Below are 23,658 nucleotides of genomic sequence, written 5' to 3'. Positions count from 1 at the left end.
ATGAGCACAAGGGCGCCGGAATCGGCGGACGAATTTCTGACCGGGCTGAAAGGCCAGCGCGTGCTGGTCACGGCGGGCGCCGGCGGCATCGGGTTTGCCATAGCCGACACGCTGTCACGCCTCGGCGCTCGCATCGTCGTCTGCGATGTTTCCGACGAGGCGTTGGCCGCTGCTCCCGGCAAGATCGACCTTGTCGCTGCGGTCAAGGCCGATGTCTCGCGCGACGAGGATGTCGACCGCCTGTTCGAGGCGGTCGAGAAAAAACTCGGCGGGCTCGATGCGTTGATCAACAATGCCGGCATTGCTGGGCCGACCGGCGGTGTCGACGAGATCGACCCTTCCGACTGGCGGCGCTGCATCGACATCTGCCTGACCGGCCAGTTCCTGTGCGCTCGGCGCGCCGTGCCGCTGATCAAGGCGGCGGGCGGTGGTTCGATCGTCTCGATGTCGTCTGCCGCCGGCCGCCATGGCTACGCCTTCCGCACACCCTATTCGGCGGCCAAGTTCGGTGTCATCGGTTTCACGCAGAGTCTCGCCAAGGAGCTCGGACCGCACGCCATCAGGGTCAACGCCATCCTGCCCGGCATCATCGAGGGGCCCCGCATCGAAGGTGTTATCTCGGCGCGCGCCAAGCAGGTCGGTATCAGCCACGAGGAGATGACCGGACGCTATCTGCAGAACATCTCGCTGCGCCGCATGACCAGCCCCTATGATGTGGCGTCGATGGTCGCCTTCCTGCTCTCCGATGCGGGGATCAACATTTCCGGCCAGTCGCTCGGCGTCGACGGCAACGTCGAAACACTTTGAGGAACAAGCCATGGCCAATGTCGCGATCGTCGGAAGCGGGTTTATCGGGCGGGCCTGGGCAATCAGCTTTGCCCGCGCCGGCCATGATGTGCGGATGTGGGACCAGTTGCCCACTGCCACGGGTGGCGCCCGCGACTACATTGCCGGCGTGCTCGGTGATCTCGCCGCGAACGATCTTCTGCGGGGACAGCAAGCCGGTGACGTGCTTGACCGTATTTCCGTTGTCGCCGAGCTTGAAGAGGCCTTGGCGGGTGCCGTTCATATCCAGGAGAACACACCCGAAGACCTCGAGGTGAAGCGGGAGGTGTTTGCCCTGATCGACAGGCTTGCCGATCCGCGGACAGTCATCGCCAGTTCCACCTCGGCGCTGTTGCCGTCGAAATTCACCGACCATCTGCAAGGGCGGCATCGCTGTCTGGTCGTGCATCCGATCAATCCGCCCTATCTCATTCCGGCGGCCGAAATCGTGCCGGCGCCATGGACCTCCGCCGAGACGGTCGAGACAACCCGCGCCTTCCTCATCGACGCCGGCCATGCGCCCCTGGTGATGAAGCGCGAACTCGACGGCTTCATCATGAACCGCCTGCAAGGCGCATTGCTTGAGGAGGCTTTCCGGCTTGTCGCCGACGGCTACGCCAGTGTCGAGGATGTCGACATCGGCATCCGCGACGGGCTGGCGCTGCGCTGGTCGTTCATGGGTCCATTCGAGACCATCGATCTCAATGCGCCTGGCGGCGTGCGCGACTATGTCGAGCGTTATCAGGGCATCTATTCCAACATCTTTCCCCAGATGCAGCGACGCGTCGACTGGGCCGGCAAGGTCATCGACACGGTCGAGGCTGATCGCCGCAAGCGACTGCCACAGCAAAGCCTAGGCGACCGGCAGGTGTGGCGTGACCGCCGGCTCATGGCGCTCGCCGCCCACAAGAGAAAATCGGATCAGGAGTTCGGAGAATGACGCAAACCAGCCGCAAGCCGGGGCCTGCACAGACCAAGGGCAAGGTCATCATCACCTGCGCGGTGACAGGTGCCATCCACACGCCGACGATGTCGCCTTATCTGCCGATCACGCCAGACCAGATCGCTTCGGAGGCGATCGCGGCTGCCGAAGCCGGTGCCGCAATCCTGCATCTGCATGCGCGCGATCCGGAAACCGGCAAGCCCGACCAGACGCCGGAGGCCTTCGCTCGCTTCCTGCCGCGCGTCAAGCAAGGCACCAACGCCGCCATCAACATCACCACCGGTGGCAGCCCGTACATGAAGATCGAGGAGCGCGTGCGCCCGGCCGCCCAGTTCAAACCGGAAGTCGCCTCGCTCAACATGGGCTCGATCAATTTCGGGCTCTATCACCTCGCCGACAAATACGAGACTTTCAAGTTCGACTGGGAAAAGCCGCATCTGGAAGCGACCCGCGACCTCGTCTTTCGCAACTCGTTCAAGGACATCGAGTACATCCTGGCGACCTGCTACGACAACGGCACGCGTTTCGAGTTCGAGTGCTACGACATCGCCCATCTCTACAACCTTTCCCACTTCGCCGACCGCGGGTTGGTGAAGCCGCCTTTCTTCGTGCAGTCGGTGTTCGGACTGCTCGGTGGTATCGGCACCCATCCCGAAGACGTCGCCCACATGAAGCGCACTGCCGACCGGCTGTTCGGCGACCAGTTCCGCTGGTCGGTTCTCGGCGCTGGCGCCAGCCAGCTCCGCATCGCCGCGCAATCGGCAGCGCTTGGCGGCAACATCCGCGTCGGGCTGGAGGACAGTCTGTGGGCTGGCAAAGGCAAGCTTGCCAAATCGAACGCTGAGCAGGTCTTGCTGGCCCGCAAGATCATCGAAGGGCTCGGCATGGAGGTCGCGACGCCCGACGAGGCACGCGAGATCCTGTCATTGAAAGGCGGCGACAAGGTCGCTTTCTGAGGCGGCCCGAGCAATCGCCGCGAGACGCAAAAACGGAGGAGGACGGCATGAAGATCGAAGTCGTGGTGGACGTGAAGACCACACTGGGCGAGGGGCCGCTGTGGGACGTCGAACAGGAACGACTCTACTGGATCGACAGCTTCGACGGGCGCGTGTTTCGGGCGACCGCCGACGGACGCGAGATCCGGTCATGGGACGTGCCGATGAAGATCGGCTCGATGGCGCTGCGTAAGGATGGCAGCGGCGCCGTGGTGTCGCTGCAGCGCGGCTTCCATCTGCTCGATTTCGCCTCCGGCGATGTGACGCTGATCCACGATCCCGAGCCGGACAAGCCGATGAACCGGCTCAACGACGGCAAGGTCGACCGGTACGGCCGTTTCTTCGCCGGCTCCATGGATACGATGGAAGAGGGGCCGTCCGGCGGGCTCTACAGGCTCGATCCGGACTTCTCCGTCACCCGGATCGATTCCGGCATCATCTGTTCCAATGGTCCATGCTGGAGCCCCGACGACCGCACCTTCTATTTCGCCGACACCTGGACCGGCGAGATATGGGCCTACGACTACGACAGCGCGACCGGTGCCGCCACCAACAGGCGCACCTTCGTGCGCGTCGACACCAGCCGGGGCGGTGCGGCGGACGGCTCGACCGTCGATGCCGAGGGCTATCTGTGGAATGCGCTGGTCTATGACGGAAGACTGGTGCGCTATGCGCCCGATGGCAGCATCGACCGTGTCATCGACATGCCGGTCAAGAAGATCACCAGCGTCATGTTCGGCGGGCCGAAGCTGGACACCCTTTACGTCACCTCGATGGCCAAGCCGCCGCTGCCGCGTTTTCCCGGCGACGGCGTTTTGCGCGGCAGCCTGTTCGCCATCACGGGCCTTGGCATCAAAGGCGTTGCGGAACCGCGCTTCGGCGGCTGACGCCAAGCAAGCGAAGCGCCCGTAGCATACGCGGATCAGGCCTTGGCGCGCAGGAATCCCTCATTAAAAATGTGGCAGCACGTCCGTGGCGTCTGCTCTTCACCCAATGGCACAATGAGCGGTCAACGGATCATTGGCCAAAGAGGTCCGGGCGGGCCACGTTGAGCCGTTGAACCGTGCGAAGCACTTCGCGCAAATGCGCCGCCATACGCGCGCCTGCCTGCTTTGCCTCGCCGGTCTCCACGGCCTCGAAGATCGCCACATGCTGAGCGAGCAGCGTTTCGAGGTGGCCGGGCTCTGGCAGGCTCAGATAGCGCACACGGTCCATCTGCAGCTTGACCACCTGGATCACCCGCCAGCTCTTGGGCAGGCCGGCCTCTTCGCAAAGGCTGCGATGGAAGCCCTCGTCAAGCTCGAGAAACAGTTCGCGGTCGCCCTCGGCCACTGCCTTGGCCTGTTGGGCAAGGTTCACCCTGCCTGCCGCGATGAAGGCGCTCGAACCGTGTCCGGCCAGCTTCTGCACGACGGAGACTTCGAGCGCCTCGCGAATGAACTGCGCTTCCTCAACGTCACTTAGCCGGATCGGCGCGACGAAGCTGCCGCGTTGCGGCAGGATGTCGATCAGCCCTTCATCGGCAAGCCGGATCAGCGCCTCGCGCACGGGTGTACGGCTGACACCGAGCTGCTGGGCAAGGTCCTGTTCGCTGAGCGCTTCCGACGGCAACATCGCCAGCGTCGTGATGGCGCGGCGCAGGCGCTCGTAGATCTGCGGCGAGATCGGCATGCGATTGTTGACCGGCTCCAGAACCCGCGAGGGTTCGCGCTGACCGGCGTTTTTCAGCCTGGCAGCATTGCCTGAAAACCTGGTCGCCCCCGAAAGCTTGGTCCCCATGACGAATCCGTTGCTGTGAATGGCGCTGCACTGCTCCGGTCATGACACTGCGCACGCCCCAACTCAAGCGGCAAGCAGGAATGACGCTGTATTGACATACTACCATGGTAGTGTGTATGACGCCAGCAGGCTAGGGGGAGAGGAGCCGGCATGAAGATCACGGACATCAAGGCGACCACCATCACCGTTCCGCTGGAAGCAGCATTGCGGCACAGCAACGGTACGCATTGGGGACGCTTTGTCCGCACCGTGGTCGAGGTCGAGACCGACGAAGGCATTGTTGGGCTCGGCGAGATGGGCGGTGGCGGCGCCGGCGCCGAACTCGCTTTCGCCGGGCTGAAATCCTACCTGGTCGGCCATGACCCTTTTGATCTCAACCGGATGCGCTATGCCATCTGCAATCCGACGGCGTCGCTCTACAACAATCGCACGCAGCTCCACGCAGCGCTGGAATTCGCCTGTCTCGACATCATCGGCAAGAAGCTCGGCGTGCCGGTCTACCAATTGCTTGGCGGGCGCGTGCGCGACCGGATCGGCTTCGCCTCCTATCTGTTCTTCCGTTATGCCGACCGCCGCAGCGGCAAGGGCGAGGTCCGCACCATCGATCAATTGCTCGAGCATGCCCGCGCGCTCAAGGCCGAACATGGTTTTCACGCCCACAAGCTCAAGGCCGGCGTGTTTCACCCCGACTATGAGCTGGAGTGTTTCAGGGCGCTCGCCGCCGAATTTCCTGCCGACACGCTGCGCTATGATCCGAACGCCGCCCTGTCGGTCGAAGAGGCGCTGCGTTTCGGCCAAGCCATTTCCGATCTCAGGAACGACTATTTCGAGGATCCGACCTGGGGCCTTGCCGGCATGCGCCGCTTGCGCGAGAAGCTCTCCATCCCGCTGGCCACCAACACCATCGTCATCGATTTCGAACAGCTCGCCACCAATGTGCGCGACCCTGCGGTTGACGTGATCCTGCTCGACACCACCTTCTGGGGCGGCATCCGCGCCTGCGTGCGCGCGGCGCAGATCTGCGACACGTTCGGTCTCGGTATTGCGGTGCATTCCTCTGGCGAACTCGGCATCCAGCTCGCCACCATGCTGCATCTTGGCGCTGTGCTGCCCAACCTCGTCTTCACCGCCGACGCGCATTACCACCACCTTGCCGACGACATCATCATCGGCGGCAAGATGCGCTACGAGAATGGTGCGATCGCGGTGCCGGAGGCACCGGGTCTCGGCGTCGAGCTCGATCGCGACAAACTCGCCACCTATGCCGAACTCTACCGCTCGCTGGGCGGCTATGCCTACGACCGCGATCCCGGCCGTCCGGGTTGGTATCCGCTGCTGCCCAACACGAATTTCGCCGACCACTTGAACGATGCCGTGCCTGATCTCGGGCTGGGCTGACTTTTTTCGTTCGAAAGGATCGTCGGGAGGACGCTATGACTTTCAACCGGAGGAGAACAACAATGAACAGGACCACAGCTTTATTCGTTGCAGCCATGCTCGGCTGCACCAGCTTTGCAGCGCTGCATGCGCGCGCCGATGACGGCGTCGCCAAGGGCGACACTTCGGCCAAGAAGATCGCCTTCAGCAATTCCTACGCCGGCAATTCCTTCCGCCAGGTGATGATCAAGAGCTTCGAGGAAATGGGCGCCAAGGCCGTGGCCGACAAGCAGGTCGCCGCAACAGCCGTCGTCAGCTCGAACAATTCGGTGACCGAACAGGCGAGCCAGATCGAGAACCTGATCCTGCAGGGCTACGATGCGATCATCGTCCTTGCCGGCTCCGACACCGCACTCAACGGCGCCATCAAGGATGCCTGCAATGCCGGTATCACGGTCGTCGCCTTCGCCAGCGGCGTCACCGAGCCTTGCGCCTATGTCGTCGACTACAACCTCGATTCCTATGCCAAGGCCGAACTGGATTTCATCTCCAGCAAGCTCGGCGACAAGCCGGCCAACATCCTCGAGATCCGCGGTATGGCCGGCGACGGTTTCGACAAGCGCTTGCATGAGGGCGTCGAGAAGGCGATGAAGGCGCACGCCAGCTACAAGGCTGTCGGCGAGGTCTATGGTCAGTGGACGGCCACCGTGGCACAAAAGGAAGTGTCGGGCATCCTGCCGTCGCTGCCTCAGGTCGATGCGGTGCTGACGCAGGGCGGCGACGGCTATGGCGCGGCGCAGGCATTCAAGGCCGCCAACCGGCCGCTGCCGATCATCATCATGGGCAACCGCCAGGACGAATTGGCGCTGTGGAAGCAGGAGCATGATGCCGGCGGCTACGAAACTTTCTCGCTGGGCGCCACGCCCAGCGTCTCGCAGGTCGCGTTCTGGGTCGCGCAGCAGATCCTGGCCGGCAAGCAGGTGCCGAAATTCGTCGAGGTGCCGCTCCTGCAGATCAATCAGCCAGACCTCGACGCCTGGCTGAAGACGGTTCCCGCAGGCGGCGTTGTCAATGCCGAATATCCGCAGGAGCTGGTGGCCAAGATCATCGACGCCAACGTAAAGAAAGAACCTCTGCCCGGCGTACCCGCGCCGAAATGAGCAGCATGGCCGAATGATGAACGATCCCACGTCGCCCAAAAAGGACGCAGCAGAGAGAGGCGATGCTGACAGCCCTCTTGTCGAGGTAGGCAATGTCCGCAAGAGCTATGATGCCGTGCATGCCTTGGGCGGCGTGGATTTTCATCTGAACCCCGGCGAGGTCGTTGGCCTGGTCGGTCACAACGGCGCCGGCAAGTCGACGCTGATGAACGTGCTGGCCGGCACCATCGAGCGCAGCAGCGGCAGCTTTCGCGTCGGCGGACGTGAGATCGGTGCCTGGAGTGCGGCCAGTGCCCAGCAGGCCGGTCTGCGCTGTATCTTTCAGGAACTGTCGCTCTGCGCCAATTTGACGTCGGCGGAAAACACCCGCATCGTGCACAGGTCCTTGCGTGGGTTGGGCTGGCGGCGGCGCGCGCGCCAGGTAATCGGTCCGGTGCTGGACGAGATCTTCCCTGGCCACGGAATCGACCTCGACAGGAAGGTCGCCGACCTGTCGATCGGCGAGCGACAGATGGTCGAGATCGCCCGCGCCTTCACGCAGACCAGCGTCAAATTGCGCGCCGTCATTCTCGACGAGCCAACATCGGCGCTCGGCCATGAGGCGACGGAGCAACTGCTCACCTACATTCGTCGTGCCGCCGGACGTGGTATCGCCTGCATCCTGATCACCCATCGACTGAACGAGATCCTCGCCGTCTGCGACCGCACCGTCGTCATGGTCGACGGCAAGGTCGTCGCCGAGCGGGCGACCGCCGACCTGTCGCGCGCCGCGCTTGTCGAATTGATGGGCAGCATCGAGCGGCCCCGCGATCGCTCCGTAGGCAAGGCGTCGTCGGTGCAAGCTCCGGTTATCCGGCATGCCGGCCGCGACACCGCTGATCTGACCATCGAAGTCGGCAAGGGCGAGATCATCGGTTTCGCCGGGCTCGACGGCCACGGCCAGCGCGAGCGGCTGCGCGCGATGTTCTATGCCGCGCGCCGGCAGCGCGAGGCCTTGCCGGGTGCCTATGTTGCCGGCGACCGCGGCTCTGAAGGCGTGTTCTCACTGTGGTCTATCGCCGACAATCTGACCATCCGCAGCCTGAATGCGCTGACGCGGGGCGGCATGATTTCAGGCGCCGCCGCTCGCAAGCTGGCCGAGACCTGGTCGGAGCGGCTCAAGGTAAAGGCGCCTTCGATCGACACGCCGATCATGTCGCTGTCCGGCGGCAACCAGCAGAAGGTGCTGTTCGCTCGTGCGCTGGCGTCGGACGCCGAGGTGATCTTCCTCGACGATCCGATGCGCGGCGTCGATGTCGGCACCAAGCAGGAGGTCTACCGGCTGATCCGCGCGGAGGCCGAGAACGGACGCGCCTTCGTCTGGTACACAACCGAGCTCGAAGAGCTGACCAATTGCGAGCGCATCTATGTCTTCCGCGAGGGCCGCGCCGTGACCAGGCTGGAAGATGAGGCCATCGAGACCGGCCGTATCCTGCAGGCGTCGTTCGGAGGCGAGCATGTCTGACGCCGTAGCCCGTCCTCCCGCCCGATCGTCCTCCAAGGCGCGCCCGGCCTTGCTCAATGCGCTGCAGGTCGGCCTGCCGGCGATCGCGCTGCTGGTTATGCTGGCCATCATCTTCAGCATCCGCCCGGCGGCGATGAGCTATTTCGGCTTCCATCTGCTGTTCAAGCTCTCGGTGCCGCTGGTCTTTGCCGCGCTGGCGCAGATGATGGTGATCATGCTGGGCGACATCGACCTGTCGAACGGCGCCTTTGTCGGGCTGATCACCTGCGTCACGGCGCTCTATCTCGGGGACGCGCCGGCAATCGCGGCGCTGTGCTACATCGTCCTGATCGCCGCCTATGCCGGTTTCGGCCTGCTTATTCATGCCCGGCAATTGCCCTCGATCATCGTGACGCTGGGCATGTCCTTCATCTGGCTCGGCATCGCCGTCATCCTGTTGCCGGCACCGGGTGGCTCGGCACCTGCATGGCTTGCCGCCTTCATGAGCTGGCAGCCGCCTTTGCTGCCGCTGTCGATCTGGCTGGCGGCACTGGCGGCACTCGCCGGCCATCTCGTCATCTCACGCTCCTCCTACGGGGTGGTGCTGCGCGGCGCAGGCGGCAATCCGCGCGCCGTCGAGCGCGCCGGCTGGTCCGTTATCGGCATCCGGGTCGCGGTCTATGCGGTCGCCGGCCTGCTCGCCTGTCTGGCCGGGCTGACGCTGACCGGCCTCACCACATCGGGCGACGCCAATGTCGCGCCGGCCTATACGCTGCTCGGCGTCGGCGCGGTGATCCTCGGCGGCGGCGCTTTCACCGGTGGCGTCGTCTCGCCGGTCGGCACGGTGATCGGCGCTCTGACGCTGTCGCTCGCGGGCTCGCTTCTGTCTTTCCTGCAGGTGCCGCCGACATGGCAGATCGGCGCCCAGGGCGTCATCCTGTTTCTCGTGCTGGCCGGGCGCGTGCTTTTGTCGGAGCGGACGCGATGACCCGAAGATTGAGCCTCGCCCCGTGGACCTACGGCTTCATCGTGGCGCTCGCAATGTGGCTGGCGACGACAGCCTATTCGGGCATCGGCAGTGCCGGCGCCACGCTGTCGGGCGCGCTCGCCTTCGGTGCCTTCAGCGTGGTGGTGGGAACCGGGCAGATGTTCGTGGTCGCCTCCGGGCCGGGCAATATCGACCTGTCCGTGCCATCCGTGCTGACGCTGGCCGCCTATGTGTCGATGACGGTCATGCAAGGGTCCGACGGCATGCTGCTGCCTGGCCTGCTTGCAGCACTTGCCGTCGGCGCTGTCGCGGGTGCCGCGAACTTCCTTGCCATCGTCGCGCTCAGGCTGCCGCCGATCATCGCGACGCTCGCCTGGAGCTTCGTCTTTCAGTCGCTTGCCTTCAATTTCGGCGGCCAGGCGACGCTGAAGCCGCCGGCAGGCCTTTCCCGGTTCACCTCGATGAGCCTTGGCGGTGTGCAATTCATGCCGATCGCGGTGATGCTGCTGACGCTGGCCGCCATGATCGCTCTCAAACGCACGGTCTGGGGCCGGCAAGTGCTGGCCACCGGCCAGAGCGAACCGGCGGCACGGCTTGCCGGCATCAACGTCGCACGGGTGCGGTTGATTGCCTATATGCTGTGCGGCACGGCGGCGGCGCTCGCCGGCTTCCTGCTTGCCGGCTTCAGTGGCGGGGCAGCACTCAACATGGGTGACGCCTATCTGATGGAATCGATCGCCGTGGTGGTGCTTGGCGGCACCAGCGTCGCTGGTGGGCAGGCCAACGCGGTCGGCATATGGGGGGCTGCGTTGTTCTTCAACCTGATGTCCACCATGCTCAACACCTTTGGCATCCAGGCAGGCGTGCGCTTCCTTTTGACCGGCGTGCTGATCATCCTGATCGTCGCTCTCGTGCCGAGGCCTCGCGTCAGATGACATCCGCCACTGACACGCTCGCCAAGCTGTTCGAAACAGAGGCGGTTTCCTTCGTCGATCTGACGCATCCGATGAAGCCCGGCATGCCGGTGTGGCCGACGCACCCGCATTACTGCCAGGAGATGGTGGAATCCTATGACCGCGGCGACGTCGCCTGCAACCATGCGTTGGCTATGAGCGAGCACACCGGCACGCATTTCGACGCGCCGGTCCATTTCATCCGCGGCGGTGCTGCCATCTCCGGCATTCCGGTCGAGCGTTTCTTCGGCCGCATGGTGACGATCGATGCGCGTGGCTGTCGTCCCCGGCAGGCGGTCGAGCCGGATGCTATCTTCGCTTTCGAGGCCGAACAGGGCCGCGTACGGCAGGGCGACGCCGTGTTCTTCCATTTCGGCTGGGACCGGTTCTGGGACGATCCGGCCACGTTTCTCGCCGACTGGCCCGGCCTGTCGCGGCAGGCAAGCGAATTGCTGGTCGAGCGCGGTGCGCGCATCGTCGGCTCGGACTGCCTGTCGATCGATTGTTTCGGCAGCGAGGATTTCCCGGCGCACAACACGTTGCTTTCAGCCGGCATCCTGATCGGCGAGAATTTCGCACGGCTTGGTGACTTGCCGCCTCGGTGTTTCCTGATCAGCTTGCCGCTGGCGATCGAAGGCGGTACCGGATCACCGCTACGCGCCGTCGCGCTGGTCGAGGGCTAATTCCGGCTTACGAGAAGTCCAGCTGAACCTTGAGCGTTCGCTCCGGTTCCTTCTCGATCAAGTCGAAGGCTGCGCGTGCATCGGCCGCCGCGAACACCTGCGTGATCATGCCTTGCGGATCGAGCCGCTTGTCGGCCAGCCATTCGACGACGCGCGGCAACAGCCGGCGGTTTAGGCGCGAGCCGACGATGGTCAGTTCCTTGCGCACCACTTCCTGCTGGCTGAGGTTGGATGGGGCGTCCGAAAAGCCGAGCAGGCCGATGCGGCCCGCCGGGCTGGCCAGCCGGCAAGCCTCGTCAAGAAGTGCGGGAATGCCGGCGCCGTCAATGACCAGCGTCGGGCCAAGACCGTCATTTTCACCGCGCACCGCGGCCGGCACGGGATCGCGCACGGAGTGGATCACCCTGTCGGCACCGAAGCGGAGCGCTCGCTCCAGGCGGGCTTCGTCGATATCGGCAACGATGCAGCGTGCGCCCTTGAGCTTGGCGACCTGCAGGACAGTGACGCCGACCGTGCCGGCGCCATAGATCAGCACCGTGTCCTCGGGTCCGCAACCGGTACGATCAAGCACATTGGCGGCGATGGAAAACGGCTCGGCCAGTGCCGCCAGCCCAAACGGCATATCCCTTGGAACCGGTATGGCATTTGCCGCCGGCACCGCGACGAAGGCGCGAAAACCGCCGTCGCGGTGAACGCCCATCACTTCGAGGTTGGCGCAGACGTTGGAGCGGCCGACCCGGCAGGGATAGCAGTGGCCGCACGACACCACGGGATCGACCACCACACGGTCTCCCGTCGCAATGCCGGTCACATTGCGTCCGAGCGCTGTTACGGTGCCGGCGAATTCATGGCCGATGATACGTGGATAGACGGCGAACGGATTGGAGCCATGCAGGATGTGAATGTCGGAGCCGCAGATGCCGGCACGGCTGACATGAACGACAACTTCGCCGGCGCCGGGCTGGGGTATCGTGCCCTGCCGGACTTCCAGCGACTGCGGCGCGCGAACGAGAACTTCAAGCATGGCCTCACCACTTGTATACTAGTCGACAAGTGGCTCAATCTCGCTGTTTCGTCAAGCGCTCATGGCGGCTGTTAGACAGCCTCTTACCCGACACGTTGCGACACGAAATCGGAACTGGCGTTCACTGAAACGCAAATGCCCTGGCGTCCGCAGTTTGGACGCTCAAAGCGCTGTCCTTGCCGGTTTCCTCTCGAAGGGGCGGGCAGTCAAAATTTGTTGACTTCCATCAAGGAGGAAATGACTACCGCTTGCCTATCCGTCGGACCATAAGCTGTGTGATCGGGGCCTCGGCCGGCTTGCCGCACGGAAGGCGACCTTGCCTTTGAACGCGGACGCGCCATCTGGAATGGGGCAGCCGCCTGCATGACGGAATGGCAACAGCATTGGAACAGCCTCAATTTGCCACCGAGCGCGATCCGAGGCTGAGACTGATTATTCCAATCATCGTCGCCATCGCCTTTCTGATGGAGCAGCTCGATTCCACCATCATCACCACCGCGATCCCTGCCATCGCGCGCAGCCTCGACACGACGCCGGTCAGGCTGAACCTGGCGATCACCACCTACATCCTGACGCTGGCCGTATTCATTCCCGTCAGCGGCTGGTTCGCCGACAGGTTCGGCGCACGAAAAGTGTTCGCGCTGGCGCTTTTCACCTTCACCCTCGGCTCGGCGCTGTGCGGCATGGCCAACAGTTTCGGCATGCTTTTGGCGATGCGCGCCCTGCAGGGGCTGGGCGGCGCCATGATGACGCCGGTCGGGCGGCTGATCCTGCTGCGCAGCTTTCCGCGCAGCGGGTTGATCACCGCCATGACCTACATGACCTTGCCCGCCATCATGGGGCCTGTGATCGGGCCGCTGCTCGGCGGCCTGTTGACCACCTATGCATCGTGGCGCTGGATATTCTATGTCAACGTGCCTTTCGGTTGTCTCGGCATTCTGGCGGCGCTGCGCTTCGTCGACGATTTCCGCGAGGAAGCGATGCAACGCTTCGACTTCGCCGGGTTCCTGATGGTCGGATGCGGAGTCGCGCTGCTGCAGTTCGGACTGGAAAGCATCGGTAGGCCGATCATCTCCGTTTCGGCGACAGCGTTGGTGTTGGCCGCGGCGATCCTACTGCTGCTCGCCTTCGGGCGCTATGCGCGCCGCGTCGTTGCACCGGCAGTCGATCTGACACTGTTTCGATTTCGCTCGTTCTGGGTCGGTACGCTCGCAGGCGGCCTGTGCCGCGTTGGCCTCAATGGCGTGCCTTTCCTGTTGCCGCTGATGCTGCAGGTCGGCTTTGGCATGAGCCCGGTCACCTCGGGCTCGCTGACATTCGTCGGCAGCTTCGGCACCTTGCTCATTCGGCCGCTGCTGTCGCCGCTGTTGCGGCGCTTTGGCTTCAATGTCGTGCTCATCGGCAGCGCGGTGGTCGGCTCCGCCGCTGTCGGGGGCTTCGCCTTGATCGAAGCCGATACGCCGCACTGGATGATCGGCCTTTACGTCTTTGTCTTCGGGGTCATCCGGTCGGCGCAGTTCATGACCTCCAACACGCTGTCCTATGCCGACCTGCCGGACGACAAGCTCAGCCGCGCCACCAGTCTCGGCGGCGTCCTGCAGCAACTCAGCGTTTCCCTGGGCGTTTCGATCGCCGCCATGGTGCTGGGCCTTGTCGCAGGAGAAACCCACAACGTGACAGCGGAACGCTTCCACCAGGTGTTCCTGCTGACCGCGGTCATCCCGCTGCTGTCCGTCCCCGGCTTCCTGTACCTGCGTGCCGAGGACGGCGTGCAGGTCAGCGGCCATGTTCGACCGGGCAATTCGCGCAAATGATGCCGAATATGTATACGGGCATACATATATCCACATGGGGAGTCTTCAGTTAGGCTGGCACCATGTGAGCGGGAGCATCGATTGCGAGGATTTGCGGAAAGCGTGATGCAGGGGCCGCGGACCGTGGCCGCACAGGTCGCCAATGTCCTGCGCGAAGCGATCGCCAGTGGAACCATCAAGGCGGGCACTTCGCTGCGCCAGGATGAATTGGCCGAGCAGTTTGGCTTCAGCCGCATGCCAATTCGTGACGCCCTTCGCCAATTGGAAGCCGAAGGTATTGTTTCCATTCATCCGACAAAAGGCGCGCAGGTCGCCCGGATGGACGGCGCCGAGATCGGTGAAATCTACGCACTGCGCGAACTGCTTGAATGCGAGGCGGTGCGGCTTTCGCTTCCCAACCTCGCCGGCGCGAAGCTCGACGAGGCGGAACAGGTGCTCGACCAGATCGACGCGGAGCGCAATGTCGGCCGATGGGGTGCGCTGAACCGTGCCTTTCATCTGGCTCTCTACGACGCCTGCGGTAACCGTCGATTGCTCGGCCTGATCGAGGCGCACCACAATGCCGCAGATCGCTACGTCCGCATCCTCCTGTCGAACCTGGATTATCGCAGCCGCTCGCAGACGGAGCACCGCGACCTGCTGGCCGCCTGCAGGGCGCGCAAGGAGGACAAGGCCATAAGCATTCTGAGGCAGCATCTTCGCGAGGGAAGCGAGACGCTGGTCAGCGCGATCAGGGAAGATGGTCTGTCGCGAAAATCCTGACGGCGTGGCTTGAGCTCCGGTTGCCTCTGCGCGCGATCACTGCCACATATTGCAACATCGATACTCGATCCAGGATCATCATGTCCCCCGACAGCAGCCTGCCGGCGCGCGCCCTTGCTCCACGTCGCCACGAAGAGATCCTGCGGCGGCTGGGCGCTCACGGGTCTGTCAGTGTCGCCGAACTGGCCGGGTTCTTCGATGTCTCACGCGAAACCATCCGCCGCGACCTGAAACTGCTGTCGGATAAAGGGCAGCTCGGCATCGTCCATGGCGGCGCTGCCCGTTTCGAGCCGAGCGAACCGGCAATGAGCCTGCGCAGCCAGGAGAATGCCCGGGGCAAGGCTGCGATCGGCAGGATAGCTGCCGGTCTTGTGAAGGACGGCATGGTGGTGTTCCTCGATTCCGGCACCACCACGCTGGCCGTCGCACAAGCCATGACCGACCTGCGCGATCTCACCATCTGCACGGCGAACCTCCCGATCGCGCTTCTGCTGTGCCACGTCTCAGGCATGCGCGTGCATATGCTGGGTGGCGAAGTCGATCCCGGCGAAGAAGCAGCCTCCGGCATCGACATGCTCGAAGCCATGGCGCGCTTTCGCGTCGACATCGCCTTCCTCGGTGGTGGCGCGCTGTCGCCCGACGGCGAGGTGACCGATTTCACCCGCGCCGGCGCCGAACAGCGCAGCCGCATGATCGCGCTTGCCGCCAAAACCTACTTCGTTCTCGACAGCAGCAAGTTCGCAAAGCTGACGCCGCTCAGGATCCCGAATTTTCAGCACGCCGCCGGCGTGATCGTCGATGCGAAGCCGCAGGCCGACATCGCCGAAGCGCTTGCGCGCAAGGGGCCTGAGTTGATGGTTGCATCTTGATGTGATATTTTGTGGTATTTTGTGTTGATATTTGGAATTCGACTGCTATGATCCGGCTCGTGTCAAAACGGCAGGATCTCCCATGGCAAACCAATTTCCCACCCAGGCGCGCGTCGTCATCGTCGGCGGCGGTATCATCGGCTGCTCGGTCGCATATCACCTGACGAAGCTCGGCTGGACCGATGTTGTGCTGCTCGAACAGGGGCAACTCAGCGGTGGCACCACCTGGCACGCCGCAGGGCTTGTCGGCCAGTTGCGCAGTCATTCCAACATGACCAGCCTGATCAAATACTCTACGCAGCTCTATGGCGAGCTGGAAGCGGAGACCGGACTCGCCACCGGTTGGAAGAATTGCGGCTCGCTGTCGGTGGCGCGCACCGCCGACCGCATGACGGTGCTGAAGCGCACGGCCGCATCGGCACGCGCCCAGGGGGTCGACATCGATGTGATTTCGCCGAAGGAGGCGGCGGATCTCTGGCCGGTCATGGCGACCGACGATCTGGTCGGCGCCGTCTGGCTGCCGGGCGACGGCAAGGCCAATCCGACCGATCTCACGCAATCGCTCGCCAAGGGTGCGCGCAATCGCGGCGCGAAAATTATCGAGCGGGTCAAGGTCACTGGTATCAGCCAGAGGAATGGTGTCGCCTGCGGTGTCGAGACGGATCGCGGCAACATTGCCGCCGAGATCGTCGTCAATTGCGCCGGCCAGTGGGCGCGCAAGGTCGGGCTGATGTGCGGTGTCTCGGTGCCGCTGCATTCGGCCGAGCACATGTACATCGTTACCGGCAGGATCGAGGGCGTGCACCCGGACCTGCCCGTGATGCGCGACCCCGACGGTTTCATCTATTTCAAGGAAGAGGTCGGCGGCCTGGTCATGGGCGGCTTTGAGCCGCACGCCAAGCCGTGGGGCATGAATGGCATTCCCGAAAATTTCGAGTTCGCGCTGTTGCCGGACGATTGGGATCAGTTCGAAATCCTGATGGAAAACGCGCTGGTCCGCGTGCCGCAATTGGCCGAGGCCGAGGTCAAGAAATTCTACAACGGTCCCGAGAGCTTCACGCCGGACAACAATTTTCTCCTTGGCGAGGCGCCGGAGTTGAAGAATTTCTATGTCGGCGCCGGCTTCAATTCGATGGGCATCGCCAGCGCCGGCGGTGCGGGTAGGGCGCTGGCGGAATGGATCGTCAACGCCGCGCCGACCATGGATCTATGGCCGGTCGATATCAGGCGTTTCGCCCCCTTCAACAACAATCCGCGCTGGCTGCATGACCGTGTCAAGGAAACGCTCGGCCTGCACTACGCCATGCCGTGGCCGAACCGCGAACTGGATACCGCACGGCCGTTCCGCCGGTCGCCGCTCTACGACCGGCTCGCCGCCAGGGGCGCCTGCTTCGGTTCCAAAATGGGCTGGGAGCGCGCCAACTGGTTCGCGGCACCGGGAGAAAAAGCCGAAAACGACTATGCCTTCGGCCGTCAGAACTGGCACGAGGCGGTCAAGCGCGAGATGAAGGCGACACGCGAAGCCGTCGCCGTCTTCGACCAGACCTCTTTCGCCAAGCTCCTCGTGCAAGGCCACGATGCCTGCGCCGCGCTCAACTGGATCTGCGCCGGAAATATCGACGTACCGGTCGGTACATCTGTTTATACGGGCGTGCTCAATGCACGTGGCGGCTATGAAAGCGATTTCACCGTGATGCGGCTTGGCGTGGAGAAATTCCTTATCGTCACCGGTTCGGCGCAAGCCATCCACGATGCCGACTGGATCGTCAAAAACATCCCGTCCGACGCGCATGCAATCTTGACCGATGTCACCTCGTCCTACGCGGTACTGGCATTGATGGGGCCGCGCTCGCGCGATCTGCTGGGCAAACTCTCCTCGGCCGATCTCTCCAACGCCGGCTTTCCCTTCGCCACCATCCGCGAGATCGATATCGGCTATGCCACCGCCTATGCCAACCGCATGACCTATGTCGGCGAACTGGGCTGGGAACTGATCGTGCCGACCGAATTCGCCGTCGGTGTCTATGAGGCACTGCATGAGGCTGGCAGCGAGTTTGGCCTGATCGATGCCGGTTACTACGCGCTCGACGCCTTGCGTATCGAAAAGGGTTTTCGCGCCTGGGGTCGTGAACTGACGCCAGATATCAGCCCTTGGCAGGCTGGGCTTGGCTTTGCTGTGGCGATGGACAAGCCGGGTGGCTTTATCGGCCGCGACGCGCTGGTTGAGACGAAGCCATCAGCACCGGCAAGACGCGTCGTGCTGTGCACGCTCGATGATGCCGAGCCGATGCTGTGGGGCGGCGAACTGATCCTGCGCGACGGCAAGCCGGTCGGCGAAGTCCGCTCGGCCGCCTACGGCCACACGCTTGGCCGCTCGGTGGCGCTCGGGCTGATCGAGAACGAGGCGGGCGTCGATGCTGCGTTTCTCACCGGTGGTCGTTTCGAGATCGACCTTGCCGGCGTTCGCCATGCCGCGACAGCACATCTGCGCAGCCCCTACGATCCGAAGTCGGAGCGGGTGAAGGCTGATGTGGTGGAGGTTCGCGCTGCCGCCTAATCCGCCGACATGGACCTTGCCATATCCAGGAACGCCCGCACCAGTTTGCCGCCGCTGCGTTCACGCAGGCAGATCAGCGCTTCGTCCATCAGGGTCTCGGGAGCATCGATGGTGATCGGCACCAGCCGCGAATCCTGGCCGAATTCGGCCGCCGAGACAAAGCCGATGCCGGCGCCCGATGCGACGATCTCGCGGACCGCTTCGCGGCCCTCGGCTTCGATCGCCGGCCTGAGTTCGATTTTCGAGGCGGCTGCGAGATCTTCGAGTTTCTGACGCGTCTTCGAACCGCGCTCGCGCATGACCAGCGATTCCTGCGCGAGTTGCTTGAGGGTGAGCGACTTTTTCGCGGCCAGCGGGTGGTCGACGGATGCAAACGCGATGATCGGCGTCGAGTTGAGTTTCAGCACCTCGAAATCGCGCCCTGTCGGCACCTCGCCCAGCACGCCGATGTCGGCATCGTAGCTGTAGAGGCTGCTGATCACCGTCTCGGTGTTGCCGGCGCGCACCGAAACCTGGACGCCGGGGTAGCGAGCCCGGAAGCTGCCGAGAATGTGAAGCAGATGATGTGCGGCATCGGCGACGATGCGCAGCGTGCCGGAACGCAGGGCGCGGGACTCCGTCAGCAACTCCAGCGCCTGTTGCTCGGTATCGAACATGCGGTGGGTTATTTCGAGCAATTTCTGGCCCGAATGGGTCAGCGTGACCTGCTTCTTGTTGCGGTTGAACAGCAGCACGTCATACTCTTCCTCGAGCTTGCGCACCTGGTCCGAGATCGCCGGCTGGGTCAGGAAGAGCGCCTCGGCGGCACGTGAAAAGCCACCGCAGATGGCCACCTGGTGAAAGGCTCGCAACTGGACGTAGCGCATCTGCCGTGCCTCCGACACTTCTGAAATCGCCGACATCCTATCATAAGGATGGCTTAGGAAAAGATCGAAAGGAACGATTTGACTTATGTTTTGCCGACCCTCAGCCTGAGCATGGTCGACATCCCTGCCGGCCGTTGGCACCGGAGGCGTCGCCATGCAATTTTCCATCATCCTGCTGCATCTGGCGGGTGCGGTCATGCTGCTGCTCTGGGCCGTGCATATGGTGCGTACGGGTGTCGAGCGGGCCTGCGGCCCCGCTTTGCGTGATGCCCTGAGGCAAGCCCGGGGTGCACGGATCAGGTCGGCGGGCGTCGGCACCGTGCTTGCCGTGCTGCTGCAAAGCTCGACCGCAGTCGCGATCCTGGCGGCCGGGTTTGCCGCCAGCGGCATGGTTTCGGTGTCATCAGGGCTGGCGATCCTGCTGGGCGCCGATCTCGGTTCCGCCCTGGTCGTGCAGGTGCTGTCGTTCGATCTCAGCTGGCTGGTGCCGGCGCTGATCCTGGTCGGCGGCGCGATGGTCCTGAAGTTCGAGGTGGCTGGCATCAGGCAGAGCGGGCGAATCCTGATGGGGGTCGCCTTCGTCCTGTTGTCGCTGCATATGATCGGCGAGGCGACCGCTCCGATGCGGCAGAGCAATTTGCTGCCACTGGTGATTTCCTATCTGCGCACGGACTATTTCACCGCCTTTGCCGCAGCTGCCCTGTTCACATGGCTGATCCACTCCAGCGTCGCGGCGATCCTGCTGTTCGTCACGCTTGCCGCGCAAGGCGTCTTGCCGGTCGAGGTCGGCCTGCTCTTCATCCTCGGCGCCAATTGCGGTGGTGCGCTGATTGCGGTGTGGCTGACACGCGGCGATGCCGTCGAGGCGCGCCGTGTCCCGCTTGGCAATCTGATCTTTCGCGGCACGACGGCGCTCGCCGCCTTGTTTGCGCTTCAGGCCGTGACCTTCCCGGCGCATCTGTTCGGCGCAACCGAAGGCCGCCAACTGGTCAACCTGCACCTTGCCTTCAATATGGTGCTGGTCATCTGCTGCTTGCCGTTCACCGGCACGATGGAAAAGCTCGCCACCTTGCTGATCCCCGACAGGCCAGCGGCAAAGGCAGCGGAGGCTGGGGACCTGATGTCACGCCGCACCAGCGCGCTCGACCGCACCGTCATGCGCACACCCGGTCTCGCTCTGGCCAGTGCGACCCGCGAGTTGCTGCGCGTGGGCGAAGTCGTCGAGGTGATGCTGCGCCCGGTGATGGATTTCTTCGACGCCGGCACCGCCGACCAGATACGCCAAGCCCAAAAACTTGATGAGGAGGTCAACCGCGCCCACACCGAGATCAAGCTCTACATTGCCGAAGTCAATCGCGGCAGCATGAGCGCGGCCGAGGCGCAGCGCGGCATAGAACTCACCGACTTCGCCATCAATCTCGAACGCGCCGGCGATATCGTCGCCAAGAACCTGCTCGTGCTCACCCAGGAGCTGCGTGACAAGAACCTGCGCTTTTCACGCGACGGCTGGAGCGAACTGGCCGGGCTTCACAACCGTGTCATGGCCAACATGCAGCTTGCACTCAATGTGCTGGTGTCGAGCGATCTCGAGTCGGCGCGGCAACTCGTCGTCGAGAAGGAGCGGATGCGCAGACTGGAACGCATGAGCCATGACCGTCACCTCAAGCGCCTGCAATCAGGAATGCCGCAGAGCATCGACACCAGCGACATCCACCTGGAGGCGGTGCGGGCGCTGAAGGAGATCAACTCGCTGATGGCCTCGGTCGCCTATCCCTTGCTGACGCAGAGCGGTGATCTGCTCGAAAGCCGGCTGGCGAGAGGGGCAGCGGTAGCGATGGCTCCGGCGCTCGCCTGACGGGTGACATTCTCCGCTGGCGAGTGGCAATCCTTGCCATCGTTAGAATCGATACATCGATACAAAATAACGATTTTACAAATAGATCATTCAGGCCAAGAATAAGGCCACATCGAACGCAGATCGAGCGGAGGACAACATGCTCGCCGAGACGAAATTTGCCGCGGAGCCGCTGGCCAGTCCGGCGCTGGGCGAGCCGTATCTTCTGACCCCAGGGCCGCTTACCACGGCCTATTCGGTCAAGGAGGCGATGTTGCGCGACTGGGGATCGTGGGACGGCGACTTCCGCGCCATGACATCGGATATGCGTCGCCGCCTGCTGGCGCTGACCGGGGACAGGAACGATGAGTTCGACTGCGTGCCGATGCAAGGCAGCGGTTCCTTCTGCGTTGAAGCGATGCTGGGTTCGTTTGTGCCCAGAGATGGCAAGGTTCTGGTGCTGGCCAACGGCGCCTACGGCCTGCGCGCCGCGCAGACCATGCAGTATCTCGGCCGCGCCTACACGCTGATCGACAAGGGCGACTATCTGCCGCCGCGCGGCGACGAGGTGGCGGCGGCCCTCGCGGCCGACCCTGATATCACCCATGTCATCGCCATCCATTGCGAGACCAGCTCCGGCATCCTCAATCCGGTCGCCGAGATTGCGCAAGCCGTCCATGCCAAGGGTCGCAAGCTGCTGGTCGATTCCATGAGCGCGTTCGGCGCCGTAGCGCTCGACGTCAACGATATCCGCTATGAGGCGATGGTCTCGTCCGCCAACAAGTGCATTGAGGGCGTTCCGGGCTTCGGCTTCATCATCGCCCGCAAGAGCGAGCTGGAGGCTGCCAAAGGCAGGAGCCATTCGCTGTCGCTCGATGTCCACGCCCAGTGGGCGCACCTCAACAAAACCGGCCAGTGGCGCTACACGCCGCCGACGCACGTCGTCGCTGCCTTCCTCGAAGCACTGCGCCAGCACGAGGCCGAAGGCGGCGTCGCCGGCCGTGGCGCTCGCTATACGAGGAACCGCGACGTCATGGTGGCCGGCATGCGCGACCTCGGTTTCGAGACACTGCTCGGGGATCGCTGGCTGTCGCCGATCATCGTCACCTTCTTCAACCCGGCCCATGCCAGTTTCGCCTTCGACCGCTTCTACGATCTGATGAAGGACAAGGGCTTCATCATCTATCCGGGCAAGCTGACCGCCGTCGATAGCTTCCGCGTCGGCTGCATCGGCCAGATGGACGAACATGTCATGCGCCGCGTCGTCGAGGCGGCGGCCTTCTCGCTTCATGAAATGGGCGTCGACACCGCCGCCCCACCCGCCGCGGCACTCGCCGAACGCGCCAAACTCCCCGCCTGAAGCGGCCGATCTCGAGGATATCAGATGAACCAGATGTCTCCCATCAACGTCGCGGTCAACGGCCGCACCTACGCCTGGCCGCGTGTGCCGGCCATCGCCATCTGCCTTGACGGCTGCGAGCCTGCCTATCTCGACGAGGCGATCGAGGCCGGGCTGATGCCGGCTCTGGTCAGGATCAAGCAGAAGGGCACGGTGCGTTTTGCGCACTCGGTCATTCCGAGCTTCACCAATCCCAACAATCTGTCGATCGCCACCGGCCGGCCGCCGTCGGTGCACGGCATCTGTGGCAACTATCTCTATGAGCGCGAGACCGGCAAGGAAGTGATGATGAACGACCCGCGCTTCCTGCGCGCGCCGACCATCTTCCAGGCCTTCTATGATGCCGGCGCCAAGGTCGCCGTGGTCACCGCCAAGGACAAGCTGCGTGCTTTGCTTGGCAAGGGCCTTGCCTTCGATGAAGGCCGCGCGCTGTGCTTCTCGGCGGAAAAATCCGACACCACCACCAGGGCCGAGCACGGCATCGACAATGCCTCGAAACATTTTGGGCTGCCCGTGCCGGAGGTCTATTCGGCCGAACTTTCGGAATTCGTCTTTGCCGCCGGTGTGCAGCTGCTGAAGGAGTTCCGTCCCGACATCATGTACCTGACGACCACAGACTATGTGCAGCACAAATACGCGCCGGGCGTGCCGCAGGCCAACGCCTTCTACGAGATGTTCGACAAATACCTGACCGAGCTTGATGCGCTGGGCGCGGCGATCGTCGTCACCGCCGACCATGGCATGAAGCCCAAGCACAAGGCGGACGGTTCGCCCGACGTCGTCTATGTCCAGGACCTTCTCGACGAGTGGCTGGGCAAGGACGCCGCCCGCGGCATCCTGCCGATCACCGACCCCTATGTCGTGCATCACGGCGCGCTCGGCTCGTTTGCCACCGCCTATCTGCCTGATGGCGCAGATCAGGCCGGCATCATGGCCCGGCTGGCGAAGATCGACGGCATCATGCTGGTCGTCGACAGCCCGACGGCGTGCGAGCGCTTTGAGCTGCCAGCAGATCGCATCGGCGACATCGTGCTGATCTCGACCGAGAACAAGACGATCGGCACCTCAGAACATCGCCATGACCTGGCGGCTCTGAACGAACCGCTACGGTCGCATGGTGGGCTGACCGAGCAGGAGGTGCCGTTCATCGTCAATCGTGTGCTGCCGGAATTGCCTGATGAACCTGTGTTGAGAAACTTCGACGCCTTTTACTACGCTACAATGGCGGCGGCACTGGCGGGCTGAGTGAGTTGGATCGCCGGGAGGGCGTGTCGCCGTCCATGATGGCGCTGGCCGACCCCCACTCCGGCCCTTCGGGCCACCTCTCCCCCGATCGACGGGGGAGAG

Annotated in this window: 20 protein-coding genes; 17 read left to right on the top strand and 3 right to left on the bottom strand. The window is 63.6% G+C overall.

Annotated elements, in window-relative coordinates:
* Genes EOB59_RS00100 through EOB59_RS00085 form a run of 4 tightly spaced genes read left to right on the top strand, consistent with a single transcriptional unit; the run spans window position 1 to window position 3,650 of the window.
* Window positions 1-807 carry an SDR family oxidoreductase gene (locus EOB59_RS00100; protein ID WP_127382824.1) on the top strand — a complete coding sequence of 269 codons (807 nt, stop codon included), beginning with the start codon at window positions 1-3 and terminating at the stop codon, window positions 805-807.
* A gap of 10 nt (window positions 808-817) precedes the next feature.
* Window positions 818-1,765: a 3-hydroxyacyl-CoA dehydrogenase gene (locus EOB59_RS00095; RefSeq protein WP_127811153.1), complete on the top strand. Its 948-nt coding sequence runs from the start codon at window positions 818-820 to the stop codon at window positions 1,763-1,765.
* On the top strand, window positions 1,762-2,724 hold the full coding sequence (locus EOB59_RS00090; RefSeq protein ID WP_128287365.1) for a 3-keto-5-aminohexanoate cleavage protein: 963 nt from the start codon (window positions 1,762-1,764) through the stop codon (window positions 2,722-2,724). The genes EOB59_RS00095 and EOB59_RS00090 overlap by 4 nt, the downstream gene beginning before the upstream one ends.
* A gap of 47 nt (window positions 2,725-2,771) precedes the next feature.
* On the top strand, window positions 2,772-3,650 hold the full coding sequence (locus EOB59_RS00085) for an SMP-30/gluconolactonase/LRE family protein (protein WP_128287364.1): 879 nt from the start codon (window positions 2,772-2,774) through the stop codon (window positions 3,648-3,650).
* 130 nt (window positions 3,651-3,780) lie between these two features.
* On the opposite strand, the gene EOB59_RS00080 is transcribed toward EOB59_RS00085, so the two are convergent.
* Window positions 3,781-4,542, bottom strand: a complete 762-nt coding sequence (locus EOB59_RS00080) for a GntR family transcriptional regulator (RefSeq protein WP_081738640.1) — start codon at window positions 4,540-4,542, stop codon at window positions 3,781-3,783.
* A 150-nt stretch (window positions 4,543-4,692) separates the two neighbouring features.
* Here EOB59_RS00080 and EOB59_RS00075 point away from each other — a divergent pair, with 150 nt between their 5' ends.
* From EOB59_RS00075 to EOB59_RS00050, 6 genes are all read left to right on the top strand, one after another.
* Entirely contained in the window at window positions 4,693-5,940 is a 1,248-nt protein-coding gene (locus tag EOB59_RS00075; protein ID WP_127811151.1) for an enolase C-terminal domain-like protein, read from the top strand.
* A 62-nt stretch (window positions 5,941-6,002) separates the two neighbouring features.
* Window positions 6,003-7,079, top strand: coding sequence for an ABC transporter substrate-binding protein (locus EOB59_RS00070; protein WP_128287363.1), 1,077 nt, complete (start codon window positions 6,003-6,005; stop codon window positions 7,077-7,079).
* A gap of 13 nt (window positions 7,080-7,092) precedes the next feature.
* Window positions 7,093-8,583 carry a sugar ABC transporter ATP-binding protein gene (locus EOB59_RS00065; protein ID WP_245481771.1) on the top strand — a complete coding sequence of 497 codons (1,491 nt, stop codon included), beginning with the start codon at window positions 7,093-7,095 and terminating at the stop codon, window positions 8,581-8,583.
* Window positions 8,576-9,550, top strand: a complete 975-nt coding sequence (locus tag EOB59_RS00060; protein WP_127811149.1) for an ABC transporter permease — start codon at window positions 8,576-8,578, stop codon at window positions 9,548-9,550. The genes EOB59_RS00065 and EOB59_RS00060 overlap by 8 nt, the downstream gene beginning before the upstream one ends.
* Window positions 9,547-10,485 carry an ABC transporter permease gene (locus EOB59_RS00055; RefSeq protein ID WP_128287362.1) on the top strand — a complete coding sequence of 313 codons (939 nt, stop codon included), beginning with the start codon at window positions 9,547-9,549 and terminating at the stop codon, window positions 10,483-10,485. The genes EOB59_RS00060 and EOB59_RS00055 overlap by 4 nt, the downstream gene beginning before the upstream one ends.
* Window positions 10,482-11,186 carry a cyclase family protein gene (locus tag EOB59_RS00050; protein ID WP_164895539.1) on the top strand — a complete coding sequence of 235 codons (705 nt, stop codon included), beginning with the start codon at window positions 10,482-10,484 and terminating at the stop codon, window positions 11,184-11,186. Before EOB59_RS00055 ends, EOB59_RS00050 begins: the two co-directional genes overlap by 4 nt.
* Before the next feature lie 7 nt (window positions 11,187-11,193).
* Here the strand turns inward: EOB59_RS00050 and EOB59_RS00045 are convergent, their stop codons facing one another.
* Entirely contained in the window at window positions 11,194-12,210 is a 1,017-nt protein-coding gene (locus tag EOB59_RS00045) for a Zn-dependent oxidoreductase (RefSeq protein ID WP_127326990.1), read from the bottom strand.
* Window positions 12,211-12,581: 371 nt separating this feature from the next.
* On the opposite strand from EOB59_RS00045, the gene EOB59_RS00040 reads away from it, so the two are divergent.
* The 4 genes from EOB59_RS00040 to EOB59_RS00025 all read left to right on the top strand — a co-directional run bounded on the left by EOB59_RS00040 (window position 12,582) and on the right by EOB59_RS00025 (window position 18,212).
* Window positions 12,582-14,024, top strand: coding sequence for a DHA2 family efflux MFS transporter permease subunit (locus tag EOB59_RS00040; RefSeq protein WP_127811146.1), 1,443 nt, complete (start codon window positions 12,582-12,584; stop codon window positions 14,022-14,024).
* Between the two features lie 105 nt (window positions 14,025-14,129).
* Window positions 14,130-14,786: a GntR family transcriptional regulator gene (locus EOB59_RS00035; RefSeq protein WP_127811145.1), complete on the top strand. Its 657-nt coding sequence runs from the start codon at window positions 14,130-14,132 to the stop codon at window positions 14,784-14,786.
* 80 nt (window positions 14,787-14,866) lie between these two features.
* Window positions 14,867-15,655 (top strand): DeoR/GlpR family DNA-binding transcription regulator, encoded by a 789-nt coding sequence (locus EOB59_RS00030; RefSeq protein WP_127811144.1) that lies wholly within the window; start codon window positions 14,867-14,869, stop codon window positions 15,653-15,655.
* A gap of 82 nt (window positions 15,656-15,737) precedes the next feature.
* Window positions 15,738-18,212 carry an FAD-dependent oxidoreductase gene (locus tag EOB59_RS00025; protein WP_128287360.1) on the top strand — a complete coding sequence of 825 codons (2,475 nt, stop codon included), beginning with the start codon at window positions 15,738-15,740 and terminating at the stop codon, window positions 18,210-18,212.
* Here EOB59_RS00025 and EOB59_RS00020 read toward each other — a convergent pair.
* Entirely contained in the window at window positions 18,209-19,078 is an 870-nt protein-coding gene (locus tag EOB59_RS00020; RefSeq protein WP_013533042.1) for a LysR substrate-binding domain-containing protein, read from the bottom strand. The two genes, EOB59_RS00025 and EOB59_RS00020, sit on opposite strands and share 4 nt — an antisense overlap.
* Before the next feature lie 154 nt (window positions 19,079-19,232).
* Here EOB59_RS00020 and EOB59_RS00015 point away from each other — a divergent pair, with 154 nt between their 5' ends.
* From EOB59_RS00015 to phnA, 3 genes are all read left to right on the top strand, one after another.
* A complete protein-coding gene (locus EOB59_RS00015) occupies window positions 19,233-20,933 on the top strand; it encodes a Na/Pi cotransporter family protein (protein WP_128287359.1) in 1,701 nt (566 codons plus the stop codon).
* 139 nt (window positions 20,934-21,072) lie between these two features.
* Entirely contained in the window at window positions 21,073-22,272 is a 1,200-nt protein-coding gene (locus EOB59_RS00010) for a 2-aminoethylphosphonate--pyruvate transaminase (RefSeq protein WP_127811142.1), read from the top strand.
* 24 nt (window positions 22,273-22,296) lie between these two features.
* Window positions 22,297-23,556, top strand: coding sequence for a phosphonoacetate hydrolase (gene phnA / locus EOB59_RS00005; protein WP_128287358.1), 1,260 nt, complete (start codon window positions 22,297-22,299; stop codon window positions 23,554-23,556).
* The last annotated feature ends 102 nt before the right edge of the window (window positions 23,557-23,658 follow it).

The organism is Mesorhizobium sp. M7A.F.Ca.MR.176.00.0.0 (genome assembly GCF_004023165.1).
Classification (GTDB): Bacteria; Pseudomonadota; Alphaproteobacteria; order Rhizobiales; family Rhizobiaceae; genus Mesorhizobium.
Note: the sequence above shows the minus strand (reverse complement) of the source record. Positions and strands in the feature narration are given on the sequence as shown.